The following is a 13,466-nucleotide window of genomic DNA, read 5'->3' as shown; positions in this document are numbered from 1 at the left end:
CTCTTCCTGGCGGCAGGCTAATGATGTCTGTGTCGGTTACGGCCGGCTTTGCCGCTATCGAAGGACAGACTTGATGTGCGGCTGCGCGAGTGTGCGGCACAAGTGCTAATCCACATACCCAATGAGCAGTGGTTTGTGCTGAAAATGCCGTCCGGGAAGACGAAATTCGGAATTTCTGAGCGCAGCAGCTGCGCTAGGATTACCAGAACTTCCGGATATTTCGTGGCCGCTTCGGCCTTCGGAGGCAGTCGCTTGCGACTGTGCAGATCCGGTCGACTGCTCGCTCGACTCAGGAGAAACCTGTTCGACCAGCAACGCTCAAGTGACGTCGTTTACGTAGGGGAGTACACCTTGAAAATCGCATCAGCAGAAATGGAGTTTATCGAAGAGGCAAGCAAGCCGGAAGGGGAGGAGAGCGTCGTCATTTCGGGCGCGAAAATGGTCGTTCGAGCGCTAGTCGCTGAGGGGGTAGATACAGTGTGGGGATACCCCGGAGGCGCGGTGCTGCCGATCTATGATGCGCTCGAGGAGACGACCGGGATCGACCATCTGCTTGTTAGGCACGAGCAGGCAGCGGTTCATGCCGCGGATGGTTTCTCTCGCGCAACCGGGAGAGTCGGGGTTGCGCTTGTCACGTCCGGTCCGGGGGTGACAAACGCGGTGACTGGAATCGCAACCGCTTACTTCGATTCGATCCCGATTGTCGTTGTCTCCGCAAATGTGCCTACGGACTCAATCGGGCAGGATGCATTCCAGGAGTGTGACACGGTCGGTATCACCCGTTCTATCGTTAAGCATAACTTTCTGGTTCGGGATGTGAATCAGCTTCCGCTGGTGATGAAGAAGGCGTTCTACATCGCGAGAACAGGACGGCCAGGGCCCGTCGTGGTCGACATTCCGAAGGATATCCTGTTGGCGCAAGGGGCGTTTGTCTATCCCGAGTCTGTCTCGATTCGCTCGTATAGGCCGGCTACCGAGGGCCATGCGGCCCAAATTGGGCGGGCGGCTAAGGCCATTGCTTCTGCCCGCAGACCGTACATCTATGTAGGTGGCGGTGCCGTCGCGGCGCAGGCCGAGGCGGAGTTGCGCATACTCTCTGAACTCGTAGACGCGCCTGTAACGACCACGCTCATGGGGCTTGGTGTTTTCCCCGCAACCGACCGGCGCTACGTTGGCATGCCGGGGATGCATGGGACCTACGAGGCAAACATGGCGATGGAGCATTGCGATGTGCTGATCGCATTGGGAACTCGCTTCGACGACCGCGTCATCGGCAATACGGAAGACTTTGCTAAAGGTGAGCGGACGATCATTCATGTGGATATCGACCCGGCGAGTATCGACAAACGAGTCAAGGTTGATGTTCCAATCGTCGGGGACGTGAAGTGTGTCCTGCGCACGCTCAATGAGCTTCTGACCCGGCAGCCGGTAAACCGGACGTCGCGCGATTCATGGTGGAAACAGGTGGAGACGTGGCGTTCGAGGCGTTGTCTTGCCTTTGAACAGGGCCCGAAGATTATCAAACCGCAGTACGTTATAGAGAAACTTTGGGAAGTCACCGGAGGCGACGCGTTTCTGTGCTCGGACGTCGGTCAGCATCAAATGTGGGCCGCGCAGCTTTACGGCTTCGACAAGTCCAGACGCTGGATTAATTCTGGCGGGCTTGGAACCATGGGAGTTGGTCTCCCTTATGCGATGGGTGTGAAGCGAGCCTTCCCGGAGAGCGATGTTGTGGCCGTAACGGGAGATGGATCGATACAGATGTGCATCCAGGAGCTGTCGACCTGCAAGCAATATGGTTTGAACGTAAAGGTAGCCTCTTTGAACAACGGTTACCTTGGAATGGTAAAGCAACTCCAGCACGTGTACTACGAGGGACGGTACGCGCAATCGTATCTTGACGCGCTTCCTGACTTTGTAGCGCTTGCGCGCGCTTACGGCCATGTCGGATTCCGGGTCGAGCGGCCGAGCGACGTCGAACCGGTTTTGCGTGAATCGATGGCTATGAAGGACCGAACCGTCTTTATGGACTTCATTACGGATCCGACCGAGAACGTATGGCCGATGGTGCCAGCGGGAGCGGGATTGTCGGATATGCTCATGGAGTCGGGTGACGTGGTACACGACTGACGCATCCCGGCCAGTCGATAGCGTTGAAAAGTACGTCGATCGCCAGTTGCAGTGCGCCGATCACGCATTTCCCCGGACGCGACGGATTTAGGACTGTCGCGCTTCTCTTTGCTCCCTCGGTAATGTGTGCCTTAGGTATGCCTGAGCCGAATAGCTCACTCCTTCGGAGTTCTGTTAAATCGTCTGCAAGTTTGGACAACGCCAAACACTAGAATGAAATACGCAGGTGAGTGGAAAGTCACTCCTTGCGGCGCTGACACGTTCTTGCAGTCCTTGCCGAACGCAGCTGAAACTCGCAAGCAGACGGACGTGCTGCCTGGATGCGCAATGAACTTCGCCGAATGCCGGCCAGTTTTCGTCCGAATGGTGTCTCATAGGGTGCATATGCAACTTGATGCAATTGATCAGAAGATTCTGGCGGAACTACAGCGCGACGCACGTTTGACTAACGTCGAGTTAGCTGCCCGCGTGAACCTCTCGCCGTCGCCGTGTCTGACTCGTGTTCGAGCGCTAGAGCGTCATGGCGTAATCCGGCAGCGTGTGACGCTGCTCGATCCCGCGAGTCTGGGACTGAATGTGAATGTCTTCATTCATTTAAGCCTGGAAAATCAGCGTCGTGACGGGCTCGATGAATTCGAACGGGCGGTAGTTGCGATACCAAACGTGATGGAATGCTACTTGATGTCCGGAGACGCGGACTACCTCCTGCGTGTGCTGGTCCGGGACACTCAGGCATTGGAGCGCTTGATCATCGATGAGATATCGCGGCTACCTAATATTCGAAACATTCGGTCGAGCTTTGCCTTAAAGCAGGTCATGTATTCGACCGCATTGCCGGTATCGAACCACCAGAGTTTCTAGTCTTTTCTTGAGATCTGCAGCGGAGCCGGAAAGCGTTGCAGTATCGTTTGATAGACTATGGCAGTGGGAATACGATCCTTAAGTCCGCACGGGGGGAGGGCAGGATTTCCGTGTTCAAGGCGGGTTGAGATTCACACGGATGGTTGAAAAAATAGCGGGCGAATCGGTCTCGCAATTGGCACGCGACTATGGCACGGCACGGCAGTCCATCATGCAACTTCGAAACAGGGCCGCTTCAGCCTGACATTCTCCGACTCGCACGCAAGTGTGGGTACGTAGTGCAGCGACTTCGGAAAATGACAGAAACGAGCGCTTTCTGATTTCCTTTTAAACATGAAATTGGGCAGGCAACTGTTCATGAATTGGCAGTTTCTCTCCGGACATCATGCCTTTCATGATTCTTCTTTCCGTCTTATTTGTAGCAATCTGCTTGCTTAAAGAAAGCCTGCTACCGAAGTAAATGCGGCCGTCTCGGTCTACGGCCGCACCATAGCCGCCGCCTGACTCGTGCCCCGCATGGGCAAAGACCACAGTTGCTCCCGCTTTGTCCGCCGCCTTCATGGCACGTTTAGCAGATTCTTCCTCGTTCCTGGCAAGCAGGGTGACCTCCGCTTTCCCGGACGCAGACAGTGATCCGAAGAATTGGTCAAGCGCCTGATCTGTGACGTATCCATCCACATGCGCCATCGCAACGTTCTCCGATTTTCCCAGAGCATTTTTGAAAACGGCAATTAAAATAACGCAAGAAGTAGCGCCTGCCGTGTACAAACCGTTGACGTCGGCTTTCGCACTCGAAAGAAAATGGGCCTCGCCTTGCCCGACAAATTTCGTATTGTGATTCGTGCCGGAATACTTTTCGATAGATGGTAATTTTTCGACACTATGCGTTTGTAGGCGCAGGGTCATTTGCTGGTCATGGGCGGTACGCTCCATCGCAATTTTCACCTGTTCCTGCGAGACGCCTACGGTAGCCAATAGATCTGGACGCAGAAGGCCGGCGGTTACCAAGCGCTGCAATTTATCCGGAGAGACCTGCGGATAGCCGGTGATACTACGAACCCTCTGCCCATCGTCAGACAGGTTGATATTCACCACCTCTTGAGCATGCCCAACATAAGTCCGGATCAGCTTGTATTCAGGCTCGTACCTCGCCTGAACTTGCCCTCCGTCAAACATCGTCCAATCGCTCCTGCCATTTTTGGGTCCCACGAGCGTGCTTGACGCCACTACATCGCTGAGCGGCAGATCAAGTTGTTTCAGGCTTTTTCCTCCGCTGCGAATGGAACTTTGCGTACTCCCGATGCCTGAGGTTCCGGCCCTGCCAATCGGTGAAACCGACACCGGTTTCGGTTTCAACCCGATGAACCGAGTGTCGGGTAACGGCATACCGGATGAGCGGGACGGATTCTCTGTCCTCGGGGTCTCGCTCTCTGGCAGGGGAACCAAACCAGGCATCCTTCCAACCCCGATATTGCCACCCATATTTAACTCCCCATGCCATCGAAAGGCATCATTTAAGCGCACGTTCAAGTAGCAGCCGGCGCAATCCACGACACACAGTCCTAAAAGGCGAAGATTGACTTTTTGGGGATTTCTAACCAGATCAAGGCCAAATCGATTCCCGGCGTGAAGCGTGATTCCGGCTACCAGGCGCAACAGAAGTGGCTCGTCGGCCTGCCTGTCGGCGACACACATCAGGACCAGGTACTGATCGGCGTTGATATGGACGAGCCAGCATGGCGCCAGCGCCGTGACGCCTGTCTGCTAACCGAGGCGGAAGGTACGGCATGAGCCCGCAGCCCGGCGCGGGCGCCAAGGAGAACGCGCAACGGCCGGATTCGGGGACGCTGGATCAACGAAACGGGGAGTGTGCGATGGACATGATACCTGTCACCCTGCTGACGGGGTTTCTCGGCAGCGGCAAGACGACGGTGCTGAACCGGATGGTGCAGCAGCCGGAAATGGCGGATGCACTGGTGCTGATCAACGAGTTCGGTGAGATCGGGCTCGACCACCTGCTCGTCGCGCACAGTCGTGAAGACATCGTGGTCGAGATGAGCAGCGGCTGCCTCTGCTGCACGATTCGCAGCGATCTGGTCCACACGCTCAAGGACACCCTCACGGTCACGTTCCTCGATCGCTTCGCAGTTGGGGGCACAGCGGTGATTGATCCAGCGTGCCGCATTGCCACCGTTGCGCGCATCGATGCAGTAGCGACCGTCGCTCAGGGCAAACAAAAACGTGTGAAACGGATTTTCAGGATGCCGGCGCAGTGCCGCGGCGTGGGTGATCAGCAGCAGGCGAACGCACCAATTCTTTACCTCCGTGATTAGCTGGTGCAAGGAATAAAATGGTTGACTTGCCTGTCTACCAACGATGGGCACTTTTTTCTGTTATAACGAGTGCGCGCTCAAAAACTGGCTTCCGAATGAGATATTTCTGAGCGGTTCAAGGTGAACCATTTATCAGCTGGGAATCTCTCAAGTTGACCACTCTATCGAAAATGCAAGGAACAGCGACACATGAGTACAGCATCGCAGAACACAAGATCTGACAATTTGAAAGACTTGCTAGGTTCGGGCGACCACACCGTCAATCTGAACGGTGTCGATCTCCACTACCGCGTGTGCGGCGAAGGGCCTCTGTTATTTTTGATTTCTCCGGGTTGGGGAGTAGGTAGCGGTTATTTGCAAAGGGGCTTCAACTTCCTGCGAGAGAGATTTCGCTTGGTTTTCATCGACACGCGGGGAAGCGGCCAGTCTGGACGCCCGGCCGATCGCATGAAGATGAGCAGCAACGATATGGCGGATGATCTTGAGGCACTACGCGAGTATCTAGGACTTTCTACTCTTCAACTTTTGGGTCATTCGAACTCCGGAGCCATCGCACTCTCGTACGCTGAAAGGTATAAGAATCACGTCAGCAAACTGGTGCTGATTGACAGTCAAATGCTTGGCTTCAGTTCGGGCAATGATACGCAGGCATTCCTGGAAGCGAGAGCTGAGGACCCCCGGTATAAGACCGCAGTTCAGGCGGCGATCGGACATTTTTCCGGCAAAGCCAAACCCCTTGCGAGCGATGCTGAACTATCAGCGTTTGTCGCAGAGCTTTTGCCGTTATACCTTCAGAGTCCGGAAAAAAATCTTGCGTTAGCTCGGGAACAGTTACTGGTCGAGCAGATCTCGCTTTATGCATTCGAGGCGCAGAACGCAGCAGACAAAGAGGCTGGCAGCGATCAGACAGCCCTGCTTGATCAGGTGCGCGCCCCGACACTGGTTATGGTGGGTAGGCATGACTGGATCTGTCCCGTGCCGGTCGCGGAGCGCTTGCATGCGGGCATTGGCAACGCTCGACTGGTGATGTTCGAGGAAAGTGGCCACATGCCTTGGATCGAGGAACCGGAAAAATTCGCAGCGGAGTTGATACAGTTTTTAGAAGAGTAACGCGGCGCCGATAACTGCCGATCAGGTCAGTTTGCTGCTGTGCGTGCCAATCAATAACCGACCCACATCAGTGATCCGCCCTCAACGACAGGCTGGCAGACTGTGTCCGATTGGAGCATAACCTATCCTGATGTCAGGGAAATGCTGTCGGGCACATCAGGATGGGGCTGGTTCCGCAATTCTTTGACACCGGACTCGGAACGTCATGGATTTCAAGCTGACATTTCACCCGACGTCCGTCCATGAACGGTCAACGGGTCGGCTATATACGTGTCAGCACCTTCGAGCAGAACACCGAACGTCAGCTTGACGGCGTTGCGCTGGACTACACCAGAACATGATCGGACTGCCCCAGACAAGACGACGCACGGTCCGATGACTGTGCCGAGGCATGCTTGCCATGCTGGCCGAGGACGCTGCCATGACGAACAGCCGTCCCGGTTCGTGGGAAGGCTCCAACATGCAGCAGGTACTCGACAGCCACGGCTACCGACGAGTCCTATGGTGATTCTGTACGTACTCTCCACTGCCTGAAAATCTAAAGTCGATCGAGTAACCGGCGGGGTCGATACGGGAATTTTCTGTCTGTTGGATTAGGAATTTTCTGATTTTTAATAATTTCGTATTGTCTGATGTTAATCGGCAACAAGGTATTATTAAGATGCCCTGCGCTTTCTCTTGTGTGGCATCCTGATTAAGGAATCTGTCGACATAAGAGGAGTGCGGCAATTGTCTTATTATGGAAAATTCATAATCGATGGGGATAATTCTTCATTGACTATTCCCGAAATTGGTACATTTAAAGCGTTTTCAGGTGACAACGTCTATAAGAACAAGGGTGGGTGTACCGCTGTTCCCGATAAAGGTCCGATTCCGGCAGGGTTGTATTGGATCGTGGATCGACCGACTGGCGGGTTAAGATCCAGATCTGTGGCACAGGCCAAAGATTGGTGGAGCGGGAGGGTCGGTCCGGCGTCTCATCATATTGAGTGGTTTGCGCTCTATCGGGACGACGGTGTTATCGATGACCTCACCTGGATCAATGGCATAGAGCGAGGTCAATTCCGGCTGCATCCGGCCGGCGGTCGAGGTATTTCACTCGGCTGTATCACCTTGCCGAGTTACGCCGATTTTGAAAAGATACGGCGCGCACTTCTGCACACGTTCACTATCCCGGCCCGCAATTCAGGAATTCGCGCGTATGGAACTATCGAGGTAGTGGCCAATGGTACGACTTGTCCGTAGCATTTTTAAAGTGGCGCTATTTATCGGACTGTTTCTGCTTTCCGTTCGTTATGTCCATACGTACCCGATGCCAATGCCTGAAAGCCAGCTGGCATTCTGGTTTGCCGCCTCGGATTGGTTTGGCATTCGTGACCCTGACGATCTCTATATTCCGACCATGGTCGTCATCGAACTGATCGTCACGATTCTGGCCTACGTGGCGATCGTGAAGCTCTGGAGACGATACCACCTTTGTCCCCGCTAAGTTCAAATGCCGTACCTCCAGCTAAATAGAAATGTCGGGGTTCAGAGCGGTTTTAGTCTTGCTTCTTTTTATGGTTTTGGGGCGGGGCGGCGCAGCCGCCCCACGTTCCTGCATTGCTTTAGCACTGACTTCCAGAACAGCATGATTGATGTCGGTAACGTCAATTGCTCGCTGTCTCTTCAGCCCGATGAGTGCCTGCTTCGCGCGAACTTCTTCACCGCAATGCGTCCGTGACGGCGAGCCCGAGGCGCAGCGGTCATCACGCATGGCCTGAATCTGCGGTGCCACCTGGAGCGCGCTGGCCAGCCGCTTGATAGAAGAGCTCGAGCTGATTTGCAAGCAGCCGGGTCGCCATGACTACAGGCGGGCTACGGTCGAGCGGATTGATATCCCGAACCATCTCAATCGTGAATTCGATGTTGGTACGCCGAATCAGGTCTGGTGTTGTGACATCACATATGTCTGGGCGCGGGGCCGTTGGCATTATCTGGCCGTAGTACTCGATCTGTTCACGCGTCGGGTTGTTGGCTGGGCGTTCTCAGCACGTCCGGATGTTGATCTGGTCGTTCATGCATTGGAGACCGTGCTGCGAACAACGCCCTATGGACCATTGCCATGGTGCGAATGCGCAGCGACCCGAGGACCCGGGCGTACGTCGAGCGACGAACCAGGGAAGGAATGTCCCACAAGGAAATTCACCGCTGCCTGAAGCGCTATATCGTCAGAGAGCTGTATCCGCTCATTCTGGCCGACCTGGCGGATTCAGCCCGCACTTCTTGACATAGGAGCGTCAACTCTCCGATGGAAAGGCTGTTCCGCAGCTTCAAGACGGAATGGCTACCGTCAGTGGGGTACATGTCGGTGCAGGAAGCACACCGGGATATCAGCCACTACCTGATGCACCGGTACAACTGGATACGGCCGCATCAGTTCAACGACGGACTGGCGCCGGCAGTCGCGGAAGAAAAACTTAACGCAGTGTCCGGGATGGGTTGACCACTACATGTCTATCAGGGCGTGCACTTGCCAGCGTATTTTTTTGCAATGCCTTCTTGTCAACTTTCCCGACGCTGGTCTTGGGGAGACTTTCAACGACGCGAATGTCGTGGGGAACAGCGATACGGCTGATCGTGCCATTTTCGACGAAAGCAGTGAGATGCTGTTGAATGGCGTCCGACGTTACATTGCCGGAAAACTCGACTTTCGGCACAACATAAGCGAGCGGGCGTTCTCCCCACTTTTCGTCCTCGACGGCAATGACTGCAGCCTCGGCAACGCCCTCATGCGAGACGATCAACTCCTCGAGTTGCACGGACGATACCCATTCACCACCGCTCTTGATGACATCTTTCATGCGATCGCGGAGGGTGAGCGTGCCACGCAGGTCGATCGAAGCCAGATCCTGCGTATGCATCCAGCCACCAAGCCAGAGCGCTTTATTTGCGGCTGCATCGGTGCCATAGCTTTGCGTCAGCCAGGGGGCGCGAAGCACCAGTTCGCCCTGGCTGCGTCCGTCATGCGGAAGACTGTTCATCTCTGGATCGACAATATCGACCTGCACCAGCGGTAGCGGCCAGCCGGCACGGCGGAGCGCCGCATCCAGCTTGTCTGGGTGTTCTTCCACATTTCTCGCAATGGCGATTGCGGGTCCCGTTTCTGACATCCCATACCCTGCAAGCGTATCGATGCCAAAGTCAGCGGCTTGCTGACGTAGTGCACGTGTAAGCGCTGAGCCACCAATCAGCATTGTCCATGGTGCAAGATCGGAGGCTTGCTCCGACCGCGCGGCCGCAAGAATCATCTGCAGGACCGTTGGTACGCAGTGTGAAAAGCTCACATTCTCATCGCGTCTGAGCTTCAGCATAAGTGCTGGGTCGTATCGACCCGGAAACACCTGTTTGATGCCTAGCATTGTCGCGACAAAGGGTACGCCCCACGCGTGAACATGAAACATCGGCGTCAACGGCATGTAGACGTCATTGCGTCGCAATCCCTGATTGTCGGGTTGCGCAGCGAGCGTGGTCGCGAGGGCGAGCGTGTGCAACACGAGTTGGCGATGAGTGAAACTGACAGGCTTCGGGTGGCCCGTCGTTCCCGTCGTGTGAAATGTCGTGGCGATTGCATTTTCATTAAACTCGCGGAAGTCGAATTTCGTGCCGGACGCCGCCAACATGGTCTCGTATTCGCCCACATCGTTCTGCCCTGAGAACGCTTCACCGTCCGCGATTACGATGCAGCGACGAAGATCCGGCAAATGAGGCGCGATCGCATTGACGAGTGTCAGAAAGTCCCGATGAACTACGAGCACGGATGCTTTCGCATCCTGCAGACACCAGATCAGTTGCTCCTGCGGCAGGCGGACATTGACCGTCTGGAGTACCGCACCCATCATTGGCACCGCGAAATAGGCTTCGAGGTAGCGATGACTGTCCCAGTCCATGAAAGCGACCGTATGGCCTTCGTCGACGCCTAGCGAAGCAAGCACGTTCGCAAGTCGATGAACGCGCTTGAAAAGATCCGAATAGGTCTGCCGGTGATGTGAGCGATAGACGATCTGCTGATCCGCATGCGCGGTGATCGCGCCATAGAGAATGTGATGGATAAGAAGCGGCTGAAGATATGCTTCGGGAGCGGGTGTGGCGAGGCGGATTGTCATCGTCGATGCGCATGTTGTAGAGAGGATGGGGCAACGATGACATGTTTTTTCCAACATTTTGATGACGAAGGAATCTACTTGACGCGCCAAAGGCCTGCCCCATCGAACAGGTTTTTCCTCGCGGACAAGTTGATATTCTGCGTAAAGGCCGTCGCCGCCATCCGTCTGCGATGAACTCCATTCGAGCTGGGAATTTTTCCATTCGCCAAGACCATGAACGCCGTCAAACTCGAAGCCGTTGAGAAGAGCTATCTCATGGGCGCCGTCAAAGTCGCCGCGTTGCAGGACATCAACCTCGAAATTCGAACGGGTCTTCTTACGGTGATAGCGGGCGCATCGGGGAGCGGTAAATCGACGCTGCTGAATCTGATTGGATGCATCGATCGTCCCGACCGCGGTCGCATCGTCGTCGCGGATGAAGACGTCTCCAGATTGCCGGACGATGCGTTGTCGGATTTTCGTGCGCGGCATCTCGGCTTCGTCTTCCAGAACTTCAATCTGCTGCCGGTGCTGACGGCGCACGAGAACATCGAATATCCGCTGCTGCTCGCCGGCATTCGCCTGACGGATGCGCAGCGGGCGCAGCGCGTGAGGGAGTTGCTCGAGGCGGTGGGCCTTGCCGACAAGGCGGGCCACCGGCCAGGGCAACTGTCGGGCGGTCAGCGGCAACGTGTTGCGATTGCGCGAGCGCTGGTCGCGTCGCCGAATCTCGTGCTGGCCGACGAGCCTACCGCCAATCTCGACAGCGGTACGGGGGATGCGATCATCGGTCTGATGCGCCGCCTGCAACGCGAGCGACAGGTCTCGTTCGTGATCTCGTCGCACGATCCGAAGGTGCTGGCCGAAGGGGACGACGTGATCGGCATCGGCGATGGGCGCGTGGTCAGCGTCTCGCGGGCAAAAGAAGAGGAGGCAGTGGCATGAAGACGCTTTCGCTCGCTCTGCGCAATCTGCTGCGCAACCGGCGACGGTCGATCACGACCCTGCTCGCGATGATCGTCGGTGCGCATGCGGTGCTGCTGTTCGGCGGATACACACGCAACATCACCTATGGACTGCAGACCGACTACGTGAAGTATGGCGGCCACCTGCAGATCGAACGGAAGGGCTATTACGAGTTCGGCAGTGGCGATCCGGCCGCGTATGGCATTGCGAACTATCGCGAGATCGCCGATACGCTGAAGGCCGACCCCGTGCTGGCGTCGATGGTGACTGTCGTGACGCCGACGTTGCAGCTGCAGGGGATCGCCGGCAACTTCAGGGAAGGGGTGTCGCGTACGGCTCTCGCGCTGGGCGTGCTCGTCGACGATCAGAACCGGATGCGGGCGTGGAACGATTATCGATTTCCGGTGACTATCCCGCCGCTTGCGCTGACGGGAACGGATACGGACGCGGCGATCGTCGGCACGGGGCTCGCACGCGTGTTGCAACTGTGCGGCCAGCTGGAGGTCAAGAACTGCGCGCCGCAGACGAGGCCGCACGACAACACGGGCCCTGATCTGCCTGCGGATGTCGCTCAGCTCGCCAGCGCGACCGAACCCGTGCCGGAGAAGGCCGCGCAATATCCGACCATCGAACTGCTCGCCGCGACGGCGCTCGGCGCGCCGAACGTCTCGGAACTGCATGTCGTCAAGGCGGAACAGCAGGGCGTGAAAGAATACGACGACATGTACGTGGGCCTGCATCTGGCCCAGGCGCAGCGCCTCGTCTATGGTAGCGATCAACCGAAGGCGACGGCCATCGTCGTGCAACTGAAGCACACAGCCGAACTGCCTGCCGCCAAGGCACGCATCGAAGAACTGCTGGGCACCAGATTCAAGGGTGAAGAAACGGAAGTCGTCGACTACATGACACTCAATCCGTTCTATGGGCAGGCGCTTGCCATGTTTGCCACGCTGTTCGGCTTCATTGCGCTGCTGATCGCCGCGATCGTCCTCTTCACCGTCGGCAATACGATGAGCATGGCAGTCTTCGAGCGTACCGTCGAAATCGGGACGCTGCGGGCGATGGGACTGCGTCGTGAGGGCGTGCGCCGGCTGTTCCTTTGCGAAGGATTACTACTGGGGATACTGGGCGCATCGCTGGGTGTGCTGAGTGCGGCCGCGCTTGCAGCCATCATCAATCACAACGGGCTCACGTGGACGCCCCCGGGACGCTCGCCCGTACCGCTGATCATCCGGGTGTGGGGCGAGAACGACCTGATTGCGGGAACGGCAGTCGGGCTGCTCGCGGTGTCGGTACTGTCTGCCTTGCTGCCGGCACGGCGTGCGTCGCGCATGAACATCGTCGATGCGCTTCGTTATGCGTAGCGAATGTTTTGATGCGGATGTTTTATGCATGTGGAATTTAATTCATCAATCGTTCTTTTATGGACGGGACAATCGTGCAGAAGATGCTCAAATTGTTACTGGCGGCGTTCGTCCTCTCATTGTTGCTTTGCAATGCGTATGGTCAGCAGGTGCCTGCCAATCTGAATCTTGCACTGACGCAGCAGACGAACGCGGGCAAGTACGTGATTGCGCTCGAACCGCCGGAACGGAACGTGCGTCTCAACCAGATCCAGACGTGGAGCATGACGCTGCGCGCACCCTCCGGTCAACTGGTGCAAGGAGCGGTGATCGACGTCGGCGGCGGCATGCCGCAGCACGGACATGGACTGCCGACGCAACCTCAGGTGGTGCAGCAGGGCGATGCCGGGCACTACCTTCTGGAAGGCATGAAATTCAGCATGCCGGGATGGTGGGTGATCAATCTGAAGGTCAGATCGCCAATGGGTACGGATGCGGTGACATTCAATGTCGTGTTGCCGCCATCGTCGTGATAACCCGGCACGATGGTCCTGCCAGGTCGAAGCAGATGGATGCAGGTTGAAGTACCTGGTGACGCA

At 56.4% G+C, this 13,466-nt stretch carries 12 protein-coding genes and 6 pseudogenes; 14 read left to right on the top strand and 4 right to left on the bottom strand.

What is annotated here, in order from left to right:
• Nucleotides 1–372: 372 nt before the first annotated feature.
• Together ilvB and G3N58_RS18885 are read left to right on the top strand one after the other, a co-directional pair.
• Nucleotides 373–2,130, top strand: coding sequence for a biosynthetic-type acetolactate synthase large subunit (gene ilvB, locus G3N58_RS18890; RefSeq protein ID WP_167037951.1), 1,758 nt, complete (start codon nt 373–375; stop codon nt 2,128–2,130).
• A gap of 327 nt (nt 2,131–2,457) precedes the next feature.
• Entirely contained in the window at nt 2,458–2,991 is a 534-nt protein-coding gene (locus G3N58_RS18885; RefSeq protein WP_275691485.1) for an Lrp/AsnC family transcriptional regulator, read from the top strand.
• Between the two features lie 327 nt (nt 2,992–3,318).
• On the opposite strand, the gene G3N58_RS18880 is transcribed toward G3N58_RS18885, so the two are convergent.
• The gene (locus G3N58_RS18880; protein WP_167037050.1) at nt 3,319–4,473 is read right to left on the bottom strand and encodes a hypothetical protein; all 1,155 of its coding nucleotides are present in this window, start codon (nt 4,471–4,473) and stop codon (nt 3,319–3,321) included.
• A gap of 102 nt (nt 4,474–4,575) precedes the next feature.
• On the opposite strand from G3N58_RS18880, the gene G3N58_RS18875 reads away from it, so the two are divergent.
• Together G3N58_RS18875 and G3N58_RS18870 are read left to right on the top strand one after the other, a co-directional pair.
• Complete coding sequence (locus tag G3N58_RS18875) at nt 4,576–4,782, top strand: hypothetical protein (protein ID WP_205192497.1); 207 nt, start codon at nt 4,576–4,578, stop codon at nt 4,780–4,782.
• An 83-nt stretch (nt 4,783–4,865) separates the two neighbouring features.
• Nucleotides 4,866–5,147, top strand: a pseudogene (locus G3N58_RS18870) (GTP-binding protein); the annotation flags it as partial.
• On the opposite strand, the pseudogene G3N58_RS34220 reads toward G3N58_RS18870, so the two are convergent.
• Nucleotides 5,115–5,267: pseudogene (locus G3N58_RS34220) on the bottom strand (SET domain-containing protein-lysine N-methyltransferase); the annotation flags it as partial. The pseudogenes G3N58_RS18870 and G3N58_RS34220 sit on opposite strands and share 33 nt — an antisense overlap.
• 246 nt (nt 5,268–5,513) lie before the next feature.
• Between G3N58_RS34220 and G3N58_RS18860 the strand changes: the two are divergent.
• From G3N58_RS18860 to G3N58_RS18845, 4 genes and pseudogenes are all read left to right on the top strand, one after another.
• Entirely contained in the window at nt 5,514–6,434 is a 921-nt protein-coding gene (locus tag G3N58_RS18860) for an alpha/beta hydrolase (RefSeq protein WP_167037044.1), read from the top strand.
• Nucleotides 6,435–6,676: 242 nt separating this feature from the next.
• A pseudogene (locus G3N58_RS18855) lies at nt 6,677–6,760 on the top strand (recombinase family protein); the annotation flags it as partial.
• A 403-nt stretch (nt 6,761–7,163) separates the two neighbouring features.
• Nucleotides 7,164–7,679: a DUF2778 domain-containing protein gene (locus G3N58_RS18850; RefSeq protein WP_167037041.1), complete on the top strand. Its 516-nt coding sequence runs from the start codon at nt 7,164–7,166 to the stop codon at nt 7,677–7,679.
• On the top strand, nt 7,660–7,923 hold the full coding sequence (locus G3N58_RS18845; RefSeq protein WP_167037038.1) for a hypothetical protein: 264 nt from the start codon (nt 7,660–7,662) through the stop codon (nt 7,921–7,923). Before G3N58_RS18850 ends, G3N58_RS18845 begins: the two co-directional genes overlap by 20 nt.
• 21 nt (nt 7,924–7,944) lie before the next feature.
• Here the strand turns inward: G3N58_RS18845 and G3N58_RS18840 are convergent, their stop codons facing one another.
• Nucleotides 7,945–8,262, bottom strand: coding sequence for a hypothetical protein (locus tag G3N58_RS18840; RefSeq protein ID WP_205192546.1), 318 nt, complete (start codon nt 8,260–8,262; stop codon nt 7,945–7,947).
• Here G3N58_RS18840 and G3N58_RS18835 point away from each other — a divergent pair.
• The 3 pseudogenes from G3N58_RS18835 to G3N58_RS18830 form a co-directional block, all read left to right on the top strand.
• A pseudogene (locus tag G3N58_RS18835) lies at nt 8,234–8,503 on the top strand (DDE-type integrase/transposase/recombinase); the annotation flags it as partial. The gene G3N58_RS18840 and the pseudogene G3N58_RS18835 overlap by 29 nt on opposite strands.
• Nucleotides 8,500–8,703: pseudogene (locus G3N58_RS34215) on the top strand (IS110 family transposase); the annotation flags it as partial. The pseudogenes G3N58_RS18835 and G3N58_RS34215, both read left to right, overlap by 4 nt.
• A 12-nt stretch (nt 8,704–8,715) precedes the next feature.
• Nucleotides 8,716–8,919 (top strand): annotated as a pseudogene (locus G3N58_RS18830) (integrase core domain-containing protein); the annotation flags it as partial.
• Here G3N58_RS18830 and G3N58_RS18825 read toward each other — a convergent pair.
• Entirely contained in the window at nt 8,894–10,579 is a 1,686-nt protein-coding gene (locus G3N58_RS18825) for a long-chain-fatty-acid--CoA ligase (RefSeq protein ID WP_167037945.1), read from the bottom strand. The pseudogene G3N58_RS18830 and the gene G3N58_RS18825 sit on opposite strands and share 26 nt — an antisense overlap.
• Nucleotides 10,580–10,792: 213 nt before the next feature.
• On the opposite strand from G3N58_RS18825, the gene G3N58_RS18820 reads away from it, so the two are divergent.
• The 3 genes from G3N58_RS18820 to G3N58_RS18810 all read left to right on the top strand — a co-directional run bounded on the left by G3N58_RS18820 (nt 10,793) and on the right by G3N58_RS18810 (nt 13,400).
• On the top strand, nt 10,793–11,503 hold the full coding sequence (locus G3N58_RS18820; RefSeq protein ID WP_167037035.1) for an ABC transporter ATP-binding protein: 711 nt from the start codon (nt 10,793–10,795) through the stop codon (nt 11,501–11,503).
• Nucleotides 11,500–12,888 (top strand): FtsX-like permease family protein, encoded by a 1,389-nt coding sequence (locus tag G3N58_RS18815; RefSeq protein WP_167037032.1) that lies wholly within the window; start codon nt 11,500–11,502, stop codon nt 12,886–12,888. The genes G3N58_RS18820 and G3N58_RS18815 overlap by 4 nt, the downstream gene beginning before the upstream one ends.
• Before the next feature lie 83 nt (nt 12,889–12,971).
• Nucleotides 12,972–13,400 carry a FixH family protein gene (locus tag G3N58_RS18810; protein WP_240158699.1) on the top strand — a complete coding sequence of 143 codons (429 nt, stop codon included), beginning with the start codon at nt 12,972–12,974 and terminating at the stop codon, nt 13,398–13,400.
• Nucleotides 13,401–13,466: the final 66 nt, after the last annotated feature.

Source organism: Paraburkholderia sp. Ac-20342, assembly GCF_017104985.1.
Taxonomy (GTDB): domain Bacteria; phylum Pseudomonadota; class Gammaproteobacteria; order Burkholderiales; family Burkholderiaceae; genus Paraburkholderia.
The sequence above is the reverse complement of the archived record's forward strand: the minus strand, read 5'-3'. Positions and strand labels throughout refer to the sequence as shown.